At 73.0% G+C, this 18,073-nt stretch carries 17 protein-coding genes, 1 tRNA gene and 1 rRNA gene; 8 read left to right on the plus strand and 11 right to left on the minus strand.

The window, feature by feature from the left end; all coding sequences use genetic code 11:
- Nucleotide 1 precedes the first annotated feature (1 nt).
- The 3 genes from rrf (at nt 2) to ABEA04_RS15435 (ending at nt 1,819) form a co-directional block, all read left to right on the plus strand.
- Nucleotides 2-118 (plus strand): 5S ribosomal RNA (gene rrf, locus ABEA04_RS15425).
- A gap of 113 nt (nt 119-231) precedes the next feature.
- Nucleotides 232-1,149 carry a tetratricopeptide repeat protein gene (locus tag ABEA04_RS15430; protein ID WP_345460406.1) on the plus strand — a complete coding sequence of 306 codons (918 nt, stop codon included), beginning with the start codon at nt 232-234 and terminating at the stop codon, nt 1,147-1,149.
- A 136-nt stretch (nt 1,150-1,285) separates the two neighbouring features.
- Nucleotides 1,286-1,819 carry a DUF3145 domain-containing protein gene (locus ABEA04_RS15435; RefSeq protein ID WP_345460409.1) on the plus strand — a complete coding sequence of 178 codons (534 nt, stop codon included), beginning with the start codon at nt 1,286-1,288 and terminating at the stop codon, nt 1,817-1,819.
- 24 nt (nt 1,820-1,843) lie between these two features.
- Here the strand turns inward: ABEA04_RS15435 and ABEA04_RS15440 are convergent, their stop codons facing one another.
- The 7 genes from ABEA04_RS15440 to ABEA04_RS15470 form a co-directional block, all read right to left on the minus strand.
- Nucleotides 1,844-2,269 (minus strand): hypothetical protein, encoded by a 426-nt coding sequence (locus tag ABEA04_RS15440; protein ID WP_345460412.1) that lies wholly within the window; start codon nt 2,267-2,269, stop codon nt 1,844-1,846.
- A gap of 110 nt (nt 2,270-2,379) precedes the next feature.
- Nucleotides 2,380-3,813, minus strand: a complete 1,434-nt coding sequence (locus ABEA04_RS15445; RefSeq protein ID WP_345460415.1) for an acyl-CoA carboxylase subunit beta — start codon at nt 3,811-3,813, stop codon at nt 2,380-2,382.
- Between the two features lie 27 nt (nt 3,814-3,840).
- Nucleotides 3,841-5,115, minus strand: coding sequence for a beta-ketoacyl-[acyl-carrier-protein] synthase family protein (locus tag ABEA04_RS15450; protein WP_345460418.1), 1,275 nt, complete (start codon nt 5,113-5,115; stop codon nt 3,841-3,843).
- On the minus strand, nt 5,115-5,360 hold the full coding sequence (locus tag ABEA04_RS15455) for an acyl carrier protein (RefSeq protein WP_345460421.1): 246 nt from the start codon (nt 5,358-5,360) through the stop codon (nt 5,115-5,117). The genes ABEA04_RS15450 and ABEA04_RS15455 overlap by 1 nt, the downstream gene beginning before the upstream one ends.
- A gap of 71 nt (nt 5,361-5,431) precedes the next feature.
- Complete coding sequence (locus ABEA04_RS15460; protein WP_345460424.1) at nt 5,432-6,439, minus strand: beta-ketoacyl-ACP synthase III; 1,008 nt, start codon at nt 6,437-6,439, stop codon at nt 5,432-5,434.
- Nucleotides 6,436-7,632 (minus strand): acyltransferase domain-containing protein, encoded by a 1,197-nt coding sequence (locus ABEA04_RS15465; RefSeq protein ID WP_345460427.1) that lies wholly within the window; start codon nt 7,630-7,632, stop codon nt 6,436-6,438. The genes ABEA04_RS15460 and ABEA04_RS15465 overlap by 4 nt, the downstream gene beginning before the upstream one ends.
- A gap of 106 nt (nt 7,633-7,738) precedes the next feature.
- Nucleotides 7,739-8,938, minus strand: coding sequence for a PucR family transcriptional regulator (locus ABEA04_RS15470; protein WP_345460430.1), 1,200 nt, complete (start codon nt 8,936-8,938; stop codon nt 7,739-7,741).
- 116 nt (nt 8,939-9,054) lie between these two features.
- Between ABEA04_RS15470 and ABEA04_RS15475 the strand changes: the two genes are divergently transcribed.
- A complete protein-coding gene (locus ABEA04_RS15475; RefSeq protein WP_345460433.1) occupies nt 9,055-10,005 on the plus strand; it encodes an alpha/beta fold hydrolase in 951 nt (316 codons plus the stop codon).
- A gap of 10 nt (nt 10,006-10,015) precedes the next feature.
- On the opposite strand, the gene ABEA04_RS15480 is transcribed toward ABEA04_RS15475, so the two are convergent.
- From ABEA04_RS15480 to aceE, 3 genes are all read right to left on the minus strand, one after another.
- Entirely contained in the window at nt 10,016-10,912 is an 897-nt protein-coding gene (locus tag ABEA04_RS15480; RefSeq protein WP_345460436.1) for a hypothetical protein, read from the minus strand.
- Nucleotides 10,909-11,418: a SigE family RNA polymerase sigma factor gene (locus tag ABEA04_RS15485; RefSeq protein ID WP_345460439.1), complete on the minus strand. Its 510-nt coding sequence runs from the start codon at nt 11,416-11,418 to the stop codon at nt 10,909-10,911. The genes ABEA04_RS15480 and ABEA04_RS15485 overlap by 4 nt, the downstream gene beginning before the upstream one ends.
- 151 nt (nt 11,419-11,569) lie before the next feature.
- Complete coding sequence (gene aceE / locus ABEA04_RS15490) at nt 11,570-14,350, minus strand: pyruvate dehydrogenase (acetyl-transferring), homodimeric type (RefSeq protein ID WP_425577042.1); 2,781 nt, start codon at nt 14,348-14,350, stop codon at nt 11,570-11,572.
- Nucleotides 14,351-14,580: 230 nt separating this feature from the next.
- Here aceE and ABEA04_RS15495 point away from each other — a divergent pair, with 230 nt between their 5' ends.
- The 4 genes from ABEA04_RS15495 to ABEA04_RS15510 all read left to right on the plus strand — a co-directional run bounded on the left by ABEA04_RS15495 (nt 14,581) and on the right by ABEA04_RS15510 (nt 17,508).
- Nucleotides 14,581-15,009 (plus strand): DUF3052 domain-containing protein, encoded by a 429-nt coding sequence (locus ABEA04_RS15495; protein ID WP_345460442.1) that lies wholly within the window; start codon nt 14,581-14,583, stop codon nt 15,007-15,009.
- A 112-nt stretch (nt 15,010-15,121) separates the two neighbouring features.
- Nucleotides 15,122-16,792 carry an AMP-binding protein gene (locus tag ABEA04_RS15500; RefSeq protein ID WP_345460445.1) on the plus strand — a complete coding sequence of 557 codons (1,671 nt, stop codon included), beginning with the start codon at nt 15,122-15,124 and terminating at the stop codon, nt 16,790-16,792.
- Nucleotides 16,789-17,271, plus strand: coding sequence for a peroxiredoxin (locus ABEA04_RS15505; RefSeq protein WP_345460448.1), 483 nt, complete (start codon nt 16,789-16,791; stop codon nt 17,269-17,271). The genes ABEA04_RS15500 and ABEA04_RS15505 overlap by 4 nt, the downstream gene beginning before the upstream one ends.
- 165 nt (nt 17,272-17,436) lie before the next feature.
- A tRNA-Val gene (locus ABEA04_RS15510) sits at nt 17,437-17,508 on the plus strand.
- 122 nt (nt 17,509-17,630) lie between these two features.
- Here ABEA04_RS15510 and ABEA04_RS15515 read toward each other — a convergent pair.
- Nucleotides 17,631-17,933, minus strand: a complete 303-nt coding sequence (locus ABEA04_RS15515) for a DUF3467 domain-containing protein (RefSeq protein ID WP_345460451.1) — start codon at nt 17,931-17,933, stop codon at nt 17,631-17,633.
- Nucleotides 17,934-18,073: the final 140 nt, after the last annotated feature.

Below are 18,073 nucleotides of genomic sequence, written 5' to 3' on the forward strand. Positions count from 1 at the left end.
TTACGGCGGCCACAGCGGCAGGGAAACACCCGGTCCCATACCGAACCCGGAAGTTAAGCCTGCCAGCGCCGATGGTACTGCAACCGAAAGATTGTGGGAGAGTAGGACGCCGCCGGACAAACATTCCAAGTAGGGGCCACCGCAAGGTGGCCTCTACTTGCATTTGCGATGATGTCCCCAGGGCCCGAGCGACGGACCGGGGACGTACCAAACAGAAGAGGGTGACTCACAGTGGCTGACCAACGACGCGGTGGCGCGAACCCGCGCGGCGGCTCGTCGTCTGGACGCCGTGGACCCGCGTCCGACCAACGGGGCCGCGGCGGCAAGCCGGCCAGCGGCGGGCGGTCGGGCGGCAAGCCGACCGGCCGGGCCGGCGGCCGGACGGACGACAAGCGCGCGCCGCGCAAGGGCGACTGGAAGCGGCCCGCCGACAAGGAGCCCGTCGAGCGCACCGTCGAGCAGGCCGTCTACGACGGTCCGCCGCTGCCGCCGGAGATCACCGGCGGTGAGATCGACCGCTCGATCAGCAACCAGCTCAAGGGGCTGCCCGAGAAGCTCGCGGCACGCATCGCCAAGCACCTCGCGGCCGCCGGCATGATGATCGACGACGACCCCGAGACGGCCTACCGCCACGCGCTGGCTGCCCGCGCCCGCGCGCCGCGGTTGGCCGTCGTCCGCGAGGCGGCGGGGGAGGCGGCCTACGCGGCCGGCCACTACGCCGAGGCGCTCGCCGAGCTGCGCGCGGCGAAGCGGATGAACGGTGCCACGGCCTATCTGCCGATCATGGCGGACTGCCACCGTGCCCTGGGTAATGCCCAGCAGGCCCTCAAGCTGGCCCAGAGCCCCGCGATCGCCTCGTTCTCGGCGCCCGCCAAGGCGGAGATGACCCTGGTGGAGGCCGGCGCCCGGCGTGACCTGGGGCAGGTTGACGCTGCGCTGCGCACGCTCGAGCGCGCCCCGCTCGCCAGCAAGGACCGCTCGCCGTGGGTGGTGCGCCTTCGCTACGCCTACGCCGACGCGCTCGTCGAGGCCGGCCGCGAGCAGGACGCCCTCACCTGGTTCCACCGGACCCACGCGATCGACGCCGACGAGTTGACCGACGCTGCACAGCGCGCCGAGGAACTCGAGAAGCGGCTCGACCCGAGCTGAGGCGCACCACTGGTGTGACCGCGCCACATGCGTCACACTGGATCCAGCAAACTTCATAGACCACGTACGTCACCGACGTCCACGAACGAGCCCGCTGGGGAAGGCGCAGCTCGCGCCGAGGATGAAGGAGACCGTCGTGACCGCTCGCACCCCGAGCCACCCCCCCACGGGCCGCACCAGCACCCGAGGCGTCCTCTACGTGCACTCAGCGCCGTCCGCGCTGTGCCCGCACGTGGAGTGGGCCGTCGGCGGCGTGCTCGGCGTGGCCGTCAACCCTGTCTGGACGCCGCAGCCTGCCCAGCCGGCGAGCTATCGCACCGAGCTGTCCTGGACCGGACCGACCGGGTCGGCGGCCGCCGTGACCTCCGCGCTGCGCGGGTGGAACCACCTGCGGTTCGAGATCACCGAGGAGCCGACCGCCTCGACCGAGGGATCCCGGTACTCCTACACCCCCGACCTGGGCGTCTTCCACGCCGTCGTGGGGCTGCACGGCGACATCATGATCCCGGAGGACCGGCTGAAGGCCGCGGCCGTCAAGGCCTCCCTCGGCGAGACCACGCTGCCGGTCGAGATCGACAAGCTGCTCGGCAAGCCGTGGGACGACGAGCTCGAGACCTTCCGGCACGCCGGCGACGGCGCCCCGGTGCGCTGGCTCCACCAGGTGGTGTGAGCCGGGACGTCGCGCGCCGCGGCGTCAGCGCGGCAGGCGCATGCGGAAGTAGGTGGGGGCAACCGGTGCCTGGTACCGGTCGCGTCCGTCGTTCCAGATGACCAGCATGCCCACCTTCCAGCGGCCGGGCACGACGCTGGCGCGGCACAGCTTGAACCAGCGCGACCCGCGCAGGGGGTCGGGCGCGTTCGCGTCGAGCAGGATGCCGGCCGCCTTGCGGCCACGCGGCGTGTAGACGGTGATGATGGCCGACCACTCGTCGGTGGGCGGCTTGAGCGTCCAGCTCAGCTTGTAGTTGCGGCAGCCGCGCTTGAGCGTCTGGTCGGGGGCCATCGCGCGCCCGTAGGGCTTGTAGTCGGTGCCGGCGGCCGGTGGTGCGGTCGGCGACAGGACGGCGAGGCCGCCGAGCAGCAGGACGACGACGAGCAGCCGGGCACAGCGGCGGGCCATGAGGTTCCTCCGGAGGCGGTCGGGATCGTGACGTGCGTCTCAGAGGTCCAACGTACGGGGCCGCCCCGCGTTACGGATGCGCCGGCCGCGCTGACGGCGCCGGCCGGGGCTCAGAGCGGGATGTTCCCGTGCCGGCCCCGACGGACGCCGTCGCGCTGCACCGTCTCGTGGAAGGCGCGCGCGATCGCGCTGCGGGTGTGGGCGGGCTCGACGACCTCGTCGACGACGCCGATCTCGACGGCCTTCTCGACGCCGCCCGCGATGCGCTCGTGCTCGGCGGCCAGCTCGTTCTCGACCTGGGTGCGGATGTCGGGGGAGACCTCGGCCAGCCGGCGGCGGTGCAGGATGCGCACGGCCGCGACGGCGCCCATGACGGCGACCTGCGCCCCGGGCCAGGCGAAGACCTTGGTCGCGCCGAGCGAGCGGGCGTTCATGGCGATGTAGGCCCCGCCGTAGGTCTTGCGGGTCACCAGCGTCACCCGCGGCACGACGCACTCCCCGAAGGCGTGCAGCAGCTTGGCGCCGCGGCGCACGACGCCGTCCCACTCCTGGCCCACGCCCGGCAGGTAGCCCGGCACGTCGACCACCACGATGAGCGGCACGCCGAAGGCGTCGCACATCCGCACGAAGCGGGAGGCCTTCTCGGCCGAGAGCGAGTCGAGGCACCCACCGAGGCGCAGCGGGTTGTTGGCCACCACGCCGACGGTGCGGCCGCCGAAGCGGCCGAGCGTGGTGACGATGTTCGGCGCCCAGCGGGCGTGCAGCTCGACGCCGGTGCCCTCGTCGAGCACCTGCTCGACCAGCGGGTGCACGTCGTAGGCCCGCTTGGGCGACTCGGGCAGTGCGGCGTCGAGGTCGCGGTCCTCGACCTGGTCGACGTCGAGGCTGCCCTGCGAGCCGAGCAGCGTGGCGACGGCGCGTGCGCGGCCGAGCGCCTCGGCCTCGGACTCGGTGAGGATGTGGACGACGCCCGAGCGGCGCCCGTGGGGCTCGGGACCGCCGAGGCGCAGCATGTCGACCGCCTCGCCCGTCACCGAGCGGACGACGTCCGGTCCGGTGACGAAGATGCGACCGTCGGGACCGAGGATGACCACGTCGGTGAGCGCCGGACCGTAGGCCGCGCCGCCGGCCGCGGGGCCGAGCACCACGGAGATCTGCGGGATGACGCCCGAGGCCTGGGTCATGACCTGGAAGATGCGGCCGACGGCGTGCAGCGAGAGCACGCCCTCGGCCAGCCGCGCCCCGCCGGAGTGCCACAGCCCGATGATCGGCACCCCGTCGGTGATGGCGCGGTGGTAGGCGTCGACCACGACCCGGCAGCCGACGTCACCCATGGCCCCGCCCATGACGGTCGCGTCGGAGCAGAACGCCACCACGCGGGTGCCGTCGACCGTGCCCACCGCCGCCAGCATGCCGCTGTCGTCGTCGGGGGTGATCAGCTCGAGGCTGCCGTCGTCGAGCAGCGCGGTGAGCCGCGTGACGGGGTTGCGCGGGTCCTGCTCGCGCGGCAGCTTCTGCTTGGCCGGGGCGGCGGTGGTGGTCACGGGCGTGCTCCTGGACGGATCGACGGGTCAGACGCTGGCGAAGACGACGGCCACGTTCGCGCCGCCGAAGCCGAAGGAGTTGTTCAGGGCCGCGATGTCGCCCTGGGGTAGGTCGCGGACCTTGGTCGCGATGTCGAGCTCGACCTTCGGGTCCTGGTCGTCGAGGTTGATCGTCGGCGGCGAGACCCGGTGGTGGAGCGCGAGCACGGTGGCGACGGCCTCGAGCGCGCCGGCGCCGCCGAGCAGGTGCCCGGTCATCGACTTGGTGCTGGTGACGACCACGTCGCCGATCGACGAGCCCAGCGTCGCGTGCAGCATCAGGCCCTCGGCGATGTCGCCCAGCGGCGTCGACGTGGCGTGCGCGTTGACGTGCTTGATGGCCGACGGGTCGATGTCGGACTCCAGCAGCGCCCGCTGGATGGCCCGGGTGCCGCCGCGACCCCCGGGGTCGGGCTGCGCGATGTCGTGGGAGTCGGCGGTGACGCCGGCGCCGCAGACCTCGGCGTAGATGCGCGCACCGCGGGCGCGGGCGTGCTCCTCGGACTCGAGCACCAGGCAGCCGGCGCCCTCGCCGAGCACGAAGCCGTCGCGGGCGGTGTCCCACGGGCGGCTGGTCGCGGTGGGGTCGGCGCCGTCCTCGCTGCCGGTCTTCGACAGCGCCATCATGTTGCCGAACGCGGCCATGGGCAGCGGGTGGATGGCGGCCTCGGTGCCGCCGGCGACGACGACGTCGGCCCGGCCGAGCCGGATCTGGTCGACGGCGTGGGCGATCGCCTCGTTGCCCGACGCGCACGCCGAGACCGGCGTGATCACCGCGGCGCGCGCGCCGACGTACAGGCTGATGTTGGCGGCGGGGCCGTTGGCCATCAGCATCGGCACGGCGAGCGGCGAGACCCGGCGCGGGCCCTTCTCGAGCAGCGCGTCGTAGTTGCTCAGCAGCGTGGTGACGCCGCCGATGCCGGTGGCCATCGCCACGCCGACGCGGTCGCCGTCGAGGTCGTCGGACTCCTGCGCGGCCTGCAGGCCGCTGTCGCGCCAGGCCTCCATCGCGGCGACCATGGCGAGCTGCGAGCTGCGGTCGAGGCGGCGGGCCTTGACCCGCTCGAGCACCTCGGTGGGGTCGACGAGCGCAGGCGCGCCGATCTTGACGGGGAGCTCGCCGACCAGCTCGTCGTCGAGCCGCCGGACGCCGGAGCGGCCGGCGAGCAGCGCCTCCCAGGTGTCGGCCACGTCGCCGCCGACCGGGCTGGTGACGCCCAGCCCGGTGACGACGACGCGCGTGCGGTCCGAACGGGAGGCCATCAGTTCTGGGCGCGCTCGATGTAGGCCACGGCGTCGCCGACGGTCTTGAGGTTCTTGACCTCGTCGTCGGGGATGGTCACGCCGAACTTCTCCTCGGCGGCCACGACGACCTCGACCATGGAGAGCGAGTCGACGTCGAGGTCGTCGACGAACGACTTGTCGAGCTGGACGTCAGCGGGCTCGATGCCGGCGACCTCGTTGACGATCTCGGCGAGGTCGGCGCGGATCTCTTCGGTGGTGCTCATGGCGATTTCTCTCCTGTGGGTGGGTGGAGCGTCGGGTGGAACGGGTCGGTGCGGTCCGGGAGCGGACCGGGTCAGGGGACGACGACGACCTGGGCCGCGTAGGCCAGGCCGGCGCCGAAGGCGATGAACAGGGCGAGGTCGCCGGACCTGGCGTCGCCCTCCTCGACCATGCGGTGCAGGGCGAGCGGGATGGAGGCGGCCGAGGTGTTGCCCTGCTCGGCGACGTCGCGGGCGATCTTGATGCCCTCGGGCAGCTTCATGGCGCGCGCCATCGCGTCGGTGATGCGCATGTTGGCCTGGTGGGGCACGAAGCAGTCGAGGTCGTCGGGGGTGAGCCCGGCACGGTCGATGGCCTGCAGGCCGACCTTGGCCATCGTGAACGAGGCCCAGCGGAAGACCGCGTTGCCCTGCATCACCAGGTGCGGCATCACCGGGTCGTCGGAGGCGACGACGTCGCGCCAGTCCTCGCGCTGGCGGATCAGGTCGAACTGCTCGCCGTCGGAGCCCCACACGGTGGGACCGATGCCCGGGGTCTCGCTCGGGCCGATCACGACGGCGCCGGCGCCGTCGGCGAACAGGAACGCGGTGCCGCGGTCCTGGCGGTTGAGGATGTCGGAGAGCCGCTCGACGCCGATCACGAGCACGTGGCGGGCGCTGCCCGAGCGCACCATGTCGGCGGCGAGGCCGACGCCGTGGCAGAAGCCGGCGCAGGCGGCGGAGATGTCGAAGGCGACGGGCTGCTCGCACCCGAGCTCGGTGGCCACGGCCGGTGCGAGCGCGGGCGTCTGCAGCAGGTGGGTGACGGTGGCGACGATGACGGCGTCGACCTGGCGGGCCTCGATGCCGGCCTGCTCGAGCGCGTCACGGGCGGCGGCCACGCTCATCAGCTGCACCGACTCCTCGGGCGCGGCGTGGCGACGCTGCTTGATGCCCGAGCGCTGCTGGATCCACTCGTCGCTGCTGTCGATGGCCTCGACGACGTCGGCGTTCGGCACCACGATCGAGGGCCGGTAGACGCCGAGACCGAGGATGGCGGCGTGGCGCGAGCCCACGGCGTCCTGCGGGGCGATGGCGCTCACTCGGCACCCACCGGGTGCAGTCGGACGAGCGGTTGGCCGGGGGAGACGAGGTCGCCGTCCTCGACGAGCCACTCGACCACCTGGCCGCCGTGCGCCGCGGTGACCGCGATCGTGTCGCGCAGGCTGCTCACGCCACCGATCTCGGTGCCGGCGTCGAGCAGCTCGCCGTCGGCACCGGTGCCCTTGAGCTGCTCGGCGAGGTGCCAGGTGCCCTTGGCCGGCGAGACGACCATGCGCCAGGTGGGCGTGGTCTCGATCAGCGAGCCCTCACCGTGCTCGAGGCAGAACGCCCGGGCGTCGTCGAGCTGGTCGGGGGTCTTGAGCGCGAAGGTCGCGACGCCCTTGAGCGCGCGCTTCGCGATGCCGGTGAGGGTGCCGGCCGGCGGCACCTCGAGGATGCCGGTGACGCCGAGGTCGGCCATGGCGTCGAGGCAGAGGTCCCACCGCACGGGGCTGGCGATCTGGCCCACGACCCGCTTGAGCAGCTCGCGGCCGTCGTGGATGACCTGGCCGTCGCGGTTGGAGATGACCGGGATGCGCGGGTCGTGCACCGAGACCGAGACGGCCAGCTTGGCGATGTGCCCCACGGCGGGCGCCATGTGCTCGGTGTGGAAGGCGCCGGCGACCGAGAGCGGGATGAGCCGGGCCTTGGCCGGCGGGTCGTCGGCCAGCGCGGAGAGCTGCTCGGTGGTGCCGGCGGCCACGATCTGGCCGGGTCCGTTGTCGTTGGCCGGCGTGAGGCCGTGGCGCTCGAGGGTGGCCAGCACCTCGTCGCGGTCGCCGCCGAGGACGGCGGTCATGCCGGTGGGCGTGATCGCGGCGGCGTCGGCCATCGCGGTGCCCCGCTCGCGCACGAGCACCATCGCCTGCTCGGCGGTGATGGCCCGGGATCCGGCCAGCGCGGCCAGCTCGCCGACGCTGTGGCCCGCGACGGCGCCGATGAGGCGGAACGCGTCGGCCGGGTGCGGGAACAGCTCGAGGGAGGTCACCAGAGCCGTGGCCACCAGCAGCGGCTGTGCGATCCGGGTGTCGCGGATCGTGTCGGCGTCGGACTCGGTGCCGTGCCTGGCCAGGTCGAGCCCGGCCACGGTGGAGAGCCAGTGGAGCCGCGAGGCGAAGACGTCGTCCTCGAGCCAGGGGGCGAGGAATCCGGGGGTCTGGGCTCCCTGACCGGGAGCGACGATCACCAGCACGAGCGCCACTCTGCCGCCCCGGGGCACGGCGGCGCCCCTCCGGCGCGCACCAACTCACCCCGCGCGACTTGTGGGAACCCCACAAAAGCGGTCGGACGACGTCCGGTCAGCGTGACGGCCGCGCCGAGAGCCGGCCGAGCACCAGGGCCACCTGGAGCGTCAGCGCGTCGCGGGGGTCGCTGGGGGTGAAGCCGGTGACCTCGGCGACCCGGCGCATGCGGTAGCGCACGGTGTTGGGGTGCACGAACAGCGCCCGGGCGGTGCCCTCGACCGAGCCGCCCCGGCCCAGGTAGGTCGACAACGACTCGAGCAGGCCACCGCCCGCGGCGTCGAGCGGCTGGTAGACCTCCTCGACCAGGTGGCGCCGGGCGTGGCCGTCGCCCGAGACCGCCCGCTCGGGCAGCAGCTCGTCGCTGAGCACCGGTCGTGGCGCGTCGGGCCAGCCGGCGGCCGCCCGGTGGGCCGCGAGCGCCGCGCGGGCCGAGACGTGCGCGTGCTGCAGGTCGCTGGCGACCGGGCCGACGACCAGGGGCCCGTCACCGAAGAGGTGGCCGATGGCGGCGCCGGCCGCCCGGGGGTCGGTCAGGCCGCCGAGCAGGACGACGAGCCGCTCGCCCTGCACGGCGCAGAGGGCGTCGAGGTCGTGGCCGCGCGCCACCCGCCGCACCTCGTCGAACAGGTCGGTCTGCGTGCGCCGCTCCGAGACGGTGCCGAGCACGACGGCGACGTCGCCGCGTGCCGCCCAGCCGAGGGCGCTGGCGCGCGAGAGCAGCGTCTCGTCGGTCTCGGCGCGCAGCACGGCGTCGACCACCAGCGCCTCGAGCCGGGCGTCCCAGGCGCCGCGCACCTCGGCGGCGCGGGCGTAGACCTCGGCGGTGGCGAAGGCGACCTCGCGGGCGTAGCGGGTGACGGCGGCACGCACGTGCTCGACGTCGGCCGGCTCGAGCAGGGCGTCGATCTCGCTCTCGACGACCTCGATCGACAGGCGCACCAGGTCGACGGTCTGCTGCAGGGTGATGGTGCCGGCGAGGGCGCGCGGTGCCGCCCCGAAGACCGAGGAGGCCACCGCGAACGACTCGGTGGCGTCGGCGTCGGCGTCCTCGGTGCCCCCGCGGAACCAGGCCACGAAGGTCCCGATGCCGGCCTGCACGATCTGCCCGACCCAGGCCCGCTCCTGGGCGCCGAGGTCGCGGAACCAGGCCAGCTCGGCATCCATGCGGCTGGTGGCCGAGGTGCTCAGGGCGCCGCTGGCGCGCACCAGGGCCGTCGCCGCGCGCTCGCGCGAGCTGGGGGGACGGCGGGCCACCCGGGCCACGGTAGTGGTCCGGATCACGACCACCCCTGTGGACCGTGCCCGCGACGAGCGCGCGCGTGGTTGAATCCGAGCGGACCACGACAGACCGACGTCGGAGGAGGACGAGCGTGTCCGAGCACGAGGTGCAGTACGTCACCGTGCACGGCCACCGGCGCGCCTTCGTGCGGGCGGGGTCGGGCCCGGCCCTGCTGCTGCTGCACGGCCTGGGCTGCGACCACACCACCTGGACGCCGGTCATCGACCGTCTCGCCCGCCACCACACCGTCATCGCGCCCGACCTGCTCGGTCACGGCCGCTCCGACAAGCCGCGGGCCGACTACAGCGTCGGTGGCTACGCCAACGGCATGCGCGACCTGCTCACCGTGCTCGGGGTCGACCGGGTCACGGTGGTCGGCCACAGCTTCGGCGGCGGCGTCGCGATGCAGTTCGCCTACCAGTTCCCCGAGCGCACCGAGCGGCTGCTGCTCGTCGCCTCCGGTGGCCTCGGCCCCGAGGTCTCGCCCGCCATCCGCGCCATCACCGCCCCCGGCTTCCACCAGGTCATGGGGGCGCTCACGCTGCCGGGCGTGCGCCACGCCGGCGTCATCGGGCTGAAGGCGCTGCGGGCCACGGGCCTGAAGGCCACCCGCGACCTCGACGAGGTCGCCACCATCTACGACTCCTTCGCCGACCCGCAGACCCGCACCGCCATCCGCCACGTCGTCCGCGCCGTCGTCGACTGGCGCGGCCAGGTGGTCACCATGGCCGACCGCGCCTACCTGACCGACGCGATGCCGATGGCCGTCGTGTGGGGCGCCGACGACCGCGTCATCCCCGCCCGCCACGCCGAGAACGCGGCGTTCCTGGCGCCCAAGGCGCGGGTCGAGATCCTGCCCGACGCCGGGCACTTCCCACACAAGGACCACCCCGAGCGCTTCGCCCGCATCGTGCACGACTTCGTGCGGACGACGCAGCCCGCGGTCTACTCGCGGGCCCGGTGGCGCTCGCTGCTGCGTTCGGGCGACCAGGGCGCGGTGACGGCGCCGCTCGGTCTCGTCGAGGGTGCCGCCGGGGCCTGAGGGTCCGCCGCTACTCCGGGAACTCGTCCGGGTAGGCCGCCGGCTCGGGCAGCACGAGGTCGGGGTCGAGCGCGAGGCGCTGCAGGTCGTCCAGGGAGGGCAGCGTGCGGTTGGCGGCCGCGCGCGTGCGGGCGTCGCTGAACGCCGAGACGACGACCTTGGCCTCCATGTCGCGCTCGCCCTGCGGCCCGTAGACCTCCACCTGGCGGAACCAGGTGCCGCCCTCCTCGAAGCGGATGCCGTCGCTCGTCACGACCGTGCGGCCGTCGACGACGTCCTCGCTGCAGGTCGCGCGGTAGGGGTAGAGGTCGGCGCGGCAGGCGTCGCGCGAGCCGGTGATCTGCACCGGCGTCGGCGACTCGCGGGTCGAGGCGACGTCGACGTGGAGCGAGCTGCCGGGGGCGTCGAAGAACGACGTCCAGTTGAAGAAGGTCTCCCAGCTCACCGGCGTCTCGACGGCCATCGGGAAGGTGCCGGTGTCGTCGAGCGGCAGGTAGTGGTCACCGCGCATCTGGCCGCCCTTCTCGAGGCCGGGCAGCACCCGTGCGACGGCGGCGCGCTGCTGCGCGCCGAACCCGGGACCGGCGAGCTCGTCGGGGTCGACGACGGGCAGCTGCGGCGCCTGCGGCTCGGGGGCGGCGTCGGCGGGCGGGGCCGGTGCGGCCGCCGCGTCGGTGGTGTCGGTGGCGTTCGAGGGTCCGTCGCCGGTGACCGCGAGCACGCCGACGCCGAGGCCGACGGCGAGGGCCGCCGCGCCCAGCCCGGCGAGGCGGATGCGTCGACGGCGGCGGACGATGCCCTCGACCCGACCGAGGTCGGGGGAGGCGGGCAGGCCGGTGTCGAGCTCGTCGAGCTCGCGCCGGAAGGCGCCGGCGCTGCTGGCGTCCTCGGTCTCGTGGGTGGTCATCTCGGGTCCCCTCGGGTCTCGTCGATCGGGATCCGCAGCCGCGCCAGCGCCCGTGAGCAGGTGCTCTTGACCGTGCCGACCGAGCAGCCCATCGCCTCGGCGACCTCGGCCTCGGGGAGGTCGAGGTAATGCCGCATGACGACCATCGTGCGCTCGCGCGCCGAGAGCACCGCCAGCCGCTGGGCCAGGTCGGCCCGCAGGCCGACCGTCTCGGACTCGTCGGCCACCGCGCCGGCGTCCGGCTCGGCGACGGCGTCCTCCGCCATCACCCGCCGGCGCCGGTACTGGTCGATCCAGGCGTTGAGCAGCGCGCGCCGGACGTAGGCGACCGGGTCGCCCCGGCGCACCCGCGCCCACCTCGTGCAGGTGCGCACGAGCACGGTCTGCAGCAGGTCCTCCGCCCGGTCGCGATCACCGGTGAGCGCGAAGGCGGCCTGCCTCAGCTGCGGCCAGGCGGCCTGCACGAACGCGGCGAACTCCGGCTCGGAGTGCGACGTCGTCCGCATGCGACCACCTGGAATCCCGGAGACCGCTGGTGCGGCCTCTCACCTGCTCCGACGAAGCAGGACGCGACGGGGTTGAGTGTGGCCCAGGCCCGGACGCACCGCGACCACCGTCGGATCGACGGTGGTCGCGGTGAGGGACGGTGGCGGGACGTCAGGCGTCGCCACCCTCCTGCTTCACGTCCTTGACGGCGGTGGGGTCGTCGATGCGGTACTGCGCGGCCGCCTTGGCCACCAGGGCCGGGTCGATCTCGCCGGCGTCGGCGAGGGCCTGCAGCGCGCGGACGACGACCGACTGCGCGTCGATGCGGAAGAAGCGGCGCGCGGCGGGCCGGGTGTCGGCGAAGCCGAACCCGTCGGCGCCGAGCACCACGTAGTCGCCGGGCACCCAGCGGGCGATCTGCAGCGGCACCGCGCTCATGTAGTCGGAGACCGCGACGAAGGGGCCGCCGGCGCCGTCGAGCTTGGTGGTCACGTAGGGCACCCGCGGCGAGTCGTCGGGGTGCAGCAGGTTGTGGTCCTCGGCGGCCACGGCGTCGCGGGCCAGCTCGTTCCACGACGTCACCGACCAGGTGTCGGCCTGCACGCCCCACTCCTCGGAGAGCAGCCGGGCGGCGTCGTTGATCCACGGGTAGCCTACGCCCGAGGCGAGCAGCTGCACCCGGGGGCCGTCGCCCTCGCCGGTAGTGACCTTGTGGACGCCGCGCAGGATGCCCTCGACGTCGACGTCCTCCGGCTCGGCCGGCTGCGCGACCGGCTCGTTGTAGACGGTGACGTAGAAGATGACGTCCTCGGCGTTCTCGCCGTACATCCGCTCGAGGCCCGACTGCATCACGTGCGCGACCTCGTAGCCGAAGGCCGGGTCGTAGTGCACGACCGCCGGGTTGGTGGCCGCCAGCAGCGGCGAGTGGCCGTCGGCGTGCTGCAGGCCCTCGCCGGTCAGCGTGGTGCGGCCGGCGGTGGCACCGATGAGGAAGCCGCGCGCCAGCTGGTCGGCCATCGCCCACACCGAGTCGCCGGTGCGCTGGAAGCCGAACATCGAGTAGAAGATGTAGAAGGGGATCATCGGCTCGCCGTGGGTGGCGTACGACGACCCGGCCGCGATCGCCGAGCCCATGGCGCCGGCCTCGGAGATGCCCTCGTGGAGCATCTGGCCCTGCTCGGACTCGGTGTACTTCAGCAGCAGCTTGCGGTCGACCGACTCGTACTGCTGCCCGCCCGGGTTGTAGACCTTGGCGCTCGGGAACATCGAGTCCATGCCGAAGGTGCGGTACTCGTCGGGCGCGATCGGAACGACCCGCTTGCCGATCTCGGGGTCCTTCATCCAGTCGCGCAGCAGCCGGACGGCGGCCATCGTGGTGGCGACCTTGTTCTTGCCGCCGCCCTTCTTCAGCTCGCTGTAGACGGCGTCGCCGGGCAGCTTGAGCGGCTTGCTGCGGACGACGCGCCGGGGCAGCGAGCCGCCGAGCTCGTCGCGCCGGTGGCGCATGTACTCGATCTCGGGGGCGTCGTCGCCGGGGTGGAAGAACGGCGCCGCCCCGGTCTCCTCGTAGGAGCGCTCGAGGTCGCGGTCGGAGATCGGCAGGTAGAGCCGGTCGCGGAACCGCTTGAGGTCGTCGGGGGTCAGCTTCTTCATCTGGTGCGTGGCGTTCTTGCCCTCGAGGGCGTCGATCGTCCAGCCCTTGATGGTCTTGGCCAGGATCACCGTCGGCTGGCCCACGTGCTTGTCGGCGGCGTCGAAGGCGGCGAAGACCTTGCGGTAGTCGTGACCGCCGCGCGGCAGCTTCTGGATCTGCGCGTCGCTCATGTGCTCGACCATGGCGCGCAGCCGCGGGTCGGGGCCGAAGAAGTTCTCGCGCACGTAGGCGCCGTCCTCGACCGAGTAGGTCTGGAAGGCGCCGTCCGGCGTGGTGTTCATCTGGTTGACCAGGACGCCGTCGACGTCGCGGGCGAGCAGGGCGTCCCAGCCCTGGCCCCAGATCACCTTGATGACGTTCCAACCCGCGCCGCGGAAGTTGGCCTCGAGCTCCTGGATGATCTTGCCGTTGCCGGTGACGGGCCCGTCGAGCTGCTGCAGGTTGCAGTTGACGACCCAGGTGAGGTTGTCGAGCTCCTCTCGGGCGGCGACGCGGATCGCGCCGAGCGACTCGGGCTCGGCCATCTCGCCGTCGCCGAGGAAGGCGTAGACGTTCTGCTGGGTGGTGTCCTTGATGCCGCGGTTGTGCAGGTAGCGGTTGAAGCGCGCCTGGTAGATCGAGTTGAGGGCGGTCAGGCCCATCGAGACGGTGGGGAACTCCCAGAACTGCGGCATGAGCCGCGGGTGGGGGTAGGACGACAGGCCGGCGCCGGGGCCGTGCTGCACCTCCTGGCGGAAGCGGTAGAGCTGCTCCTCGCTCAGCCGGCCCTCGAGGAAGGCGCGGGCGTAGATGCCGGGGGAGGCGTGACCCTGGATGAAGACCTGGTCGCCGCCGCCGGGGTGGTCCTTGCCGCGGAAGAAGTGGTTGAAGCCGACCTCGTAGAGGCTGGCCGAGGACTGGTAGGTCGCGATGTGCCCGCCGACCTCGAGGCCCTTGCGGTTGGCGCTGGAGACCATGACGGCGGCGTTCCAGCGCAGGAAGGCGCGGATGCGCTGCTCGACCTCGTAGTCGCCGGGGAACCACGGCTCGCGCTCGGGCGGGATCGTGTTGATGTAGTCGGTGCTGCGCAGCGCCGGGACGCCGACCTGGGTCTCGCGCGCGCGCTCGAGCAGCCGCAGCATGACGTAGCGGGCGCGGTCGCGGCCCCGCTCGTCGAGCATCGCGTCGAAGGAGTCGAGCCAGTCGCGCGTCTCGTCGGGGTCGATGTCGGGCAGCTGGGTGGGGAGGCCCTCGTGGATGACGGAGGGGATCGCCCTCGTCGAGCTCTGGGCCGCGCCCCCGGACTTCTCGTCGTTCACGCTCCCATCGTTGCACGCACCGCGCGCACCCGTGAGCGGGCGACGGCGTACCCGCGGGTAGCCATCCGGGTGTGGATATCGCCGCAGGAGGTTGCACAACAGCGCCGTTCTCCGATGGACTACCGCCCACGACCGCGCCACCACCGGTGCGGCGGCTCGTCCGGCCGACCGGCCGGGCGTCCACCCGGCAGTGCGCAGGCAGTGTCGAGATGAACCATGGAGGAGTCCTCGTGAGCTCGACCGCGGGTGGCGGGACCACCCAGACCGGCCCGGCTGACCGCCTCGGCTTCACCACCGGCATGGTCGTCCAGGAGCTCGGCTGGGACGACGACACCGACGACGAGCTGCGCGTCGCCATCGAGAACGCGATCGACGCCGACATGGTCGACGGCGACTACGGCAACGTGGTCGACGCGGTCGTGCTGTGGTGGCGCGAGGACGACGGCGACCTGGTCGACGGCCTCGTCGAGGCCCTCACCGACCTCGTCGGCGGCGGCGTCATCTGGCTGCTGACGCCGAAGATCGGCCGGCCGGGCAGCGTCGACGCCGCCGACATCTCCGAGGCGGCCCCCATCGCCGGCCTCTCGCCCACGACCACCGCGCCGGTGAGCAGCGACTGGGCCGCCATCCGGCTCGTGGCGCCCAAGACCCCGCAGTGACGACCGCGCCGCAGGCGCGGCGCAGCGGGCGCCCGCGGGGTCCCGTCCGCGGGGCGTGAGACGGCTCGCACTCGACCCGGTCGGGCCGGTCGCATCCCCTACGCTGGCGCCCGTGCCCTCCAAGCTGACCTCCGGCATCGCGGCGGCCGGCACCTCGCTGAAGGTGCTCGGCGCCGCGGGCGTCATCCGCCCCTACTCGCCGCTCACGCTGGTGCGGCTGGCTCGCACGCTCAAGCAGTGGGGCACCGGACCGGCCGGCGGCTTCATGTCGCTCGCCCTCCGCACGCCCGACGCCGTCGGGCTCGTCGACGAGCTCGGCGAGCTGACCTTCGGTGAGCTCGACGAGCGGTCCACGTCGCTGGCCCACGCCCTGCGCGACCTCGGCGTGGGGGAGGGCGACGGGGTGGCGCTGATGTGCCGCAACCACCGCGGCTTCGTCGATGCCAGCATCGCCGTCGCCAAGATCGGCGGCGACGCGCTCTACCTCAACACCGCCTTCGCCGGACCGCAGCTGGTCGCGGTGCTCGAGCGGGACCAGCCCAAGGTCCTGATCCACGACGAGGAGTTCACCGACATGGTGGCCGGGGCCGACGTCGCGACCCGGGTGCTGGCCTGGGTCGACGGCGACGCGGGCGACGTCCCGACGCTGGAGTCGCTCATCGAGCAGCACCAGCCGGCGCCGCTCGACCCGCCGCAGCGGCACGGCCGCACCGTCATCCTGACCTCGGGCACCACCGGCACCCCGAAGGGCGCCCCCCGCACCGAGGCCGGCGTCGAGGCCGCCGTCTCGCTGCTCTCGGCGATGCCGCTCAAGCACGGCTGGCGCTGCCACATCGCCGCCCCGCTGTTCCACACCTGGGGCTTCGCGCACCTCGCGCTCGCGATGCTGCTCGGCACCACCGTCGTCCTACGGCGCAAGTACGAGCCCGAGTCGTTCCTGCAGACCCTCGAGGAGCACCGCTGCCAGTCGGCCGCGGTGATCCCGGTGATGCTGCAGCGCGTGCTCGCGCTGCCCACCGAGACCCTCGACCGCTACGACCTGCCCGACCTCGAGGTCGTGGCCAGCAGCGGCTCGGCCCTCCCCGGCGACCTCGCGGCCACCTGGATGGACCGCTTCGGCGACAACATCTACTCCACCTACGGCTCCACCGAGGTCGCCTACGCTGCCATCGCCCGGCCCGCCGACCTGCGTGCCGACCCCGCCACCGCCGGCCGGCCGCCGTACGCGACCGTGGTCAAGATCCTCGACGACGACGGCAAGCCCGTGCCCGACGGCACCACCGGGCGCATCTTCGTCGGCAACGGCCTGCTCTTCGAGGGCTACACCGGCGGCGGCCACAAGGAGATCGTCGACGGCCTGATGTCGTCGGGCGACGTCGGTCGCCTGGAGGACGGGCTGCTCTACGTCGAGGGCCGCGACGACGAGATGATCGTCTCCGGGGGCGAGAACGTCTTCCCCAAGGAGGTCGAGGACTGCCTCGCCCGCCACGAGGCGGTCACCGAGGTCGCCGCGATCGGCGTCGACGACGAGGACTTCGGCAAGCGACTGCGCGCCTTCGTGGTCGTCACCGCCGACTCCGACGTCGACGAGGACGCGCTCAAGGGCTGGGTGAAGGACAACCTCGCCCGCTACAAGGTGCCGCGCGACATCGTGTTCGTCGACGAGCTGCCCCGCAACGCCACCGGCAAGGTGCTCAAGCGCGAGCTGGCCGACCGGGACGACGACAGCGGCGCCGAGTCGCAGGCGGACGACGAGCACGCCGACGCCCAGGACTCCGCATGAGCGGTCTGTCCCTGGGCGGGCCCGCGCCCGACTTCACCCTGCGCGACCAGTTCGGGCAGGAGGTGACGCTGTCGTCGTACCGCGGCCGCAAGAGCGTCGCCCTGCTGTTCTTCCCCTTCGCCTTCTCCGGTGTCTGCACCGGCGAGCTCTCCGGCATCCGCGACCGGCTCGAGGAGTTCCTCACCTTCGACACCGAGGTCGTCGGGATCTCCTGCGACCCGGTCTTCGCGATGCGGGCCTTCGCCGACCGCGACGGCCTCAACTTCCCGTTGCTCAGCGACTTCTGGCCTCACGGCGAGGTCACCCGGGCCTACGAGGTCTTCGACGACGAGCGGGGCTGCCCGCGCCGCTCGTCGTACGTCGTCGACCGCGACGGCGTCGTCCGGTGGGCCGTGCACAACGCGATGCCCCAGGGGCGCGACCTCGACGAGCACCTGCTGCGGCTGCGCGAGGCAACCAGCTGGTCGGGTGCGGTCTAGATCACCTGGCCGAATTGCCGGGTTTCGGTTGACGCGCGCCCGACAGCCAGTAGTGTTCATCTCGTTGAACCGCTGGTGACCCGAGACGCCAGCGGTTCAGCTCATTTTTCGCCCCCTGAGCCACCGCCTCGAGCGGCTCCGGGCGCTTGTAGCCTGTGCCGCGCCGGGCGTGTAGCTCAGCGGTAGAGCGCTTCGCTTACAACGAAGTGGTCGGGGGTTCGATCCCCTCCGCGCCCACCGACACCCCCGGTCCGGGTGTCCGCCGGCGCGTGCCGACCCACCGAGGGGCCACGGTGCCTCCGGCGCCCGGCCGGGCCTCCACCCCACGGCGGTCGTGACGGCGTCGTCCCCGAGCCGGATCAGGACTGCCGACGGTCGGGGTTCTCGTCCTCCCACTTGCCCAGCTGGCTCTCCAGCGCCTTCATGACCTCCCACACCTGGGCCGCCGGCAGCCGCACCCGCGTCACCACCTGCGCCTTCACCCGCGCCACCGACGCGCCCGCGTCGTCCTGCGACTGCTGGGGCGGCTGGCTCATCGAGACGAAGTCGAGGATGAAGGTCTCCTTGTTGTGCCACACGCTCGCGAAGTCGGCGTAGTGGCCCTCGAGGTGCTCGGGCGGCACGGAGATGTCGAACCGCGTGGGCAGCGGGCTCTCGCTCATGGCCCCCATCATGCGCAGGTCACCGAAACTCACCCGCACCCCGTCCAATCCGCCCCGCCCCGGGCCTCCGAACCCCTGCTGGCCCGTGCCGGCTCCGTGGGGGTGACCGGCACGGGTCGTACTCGTTGTGATGGCGCCTG

Source organism: Nocardioides marinquilinus, assembly GCF_039543705.1.
Lineage (GTDB): Bacteria > Actinomycetota > Actinomycetes > Propionibacteriales > Nocardioidaceae > Nocardioides > Nocardioides marinquilinus.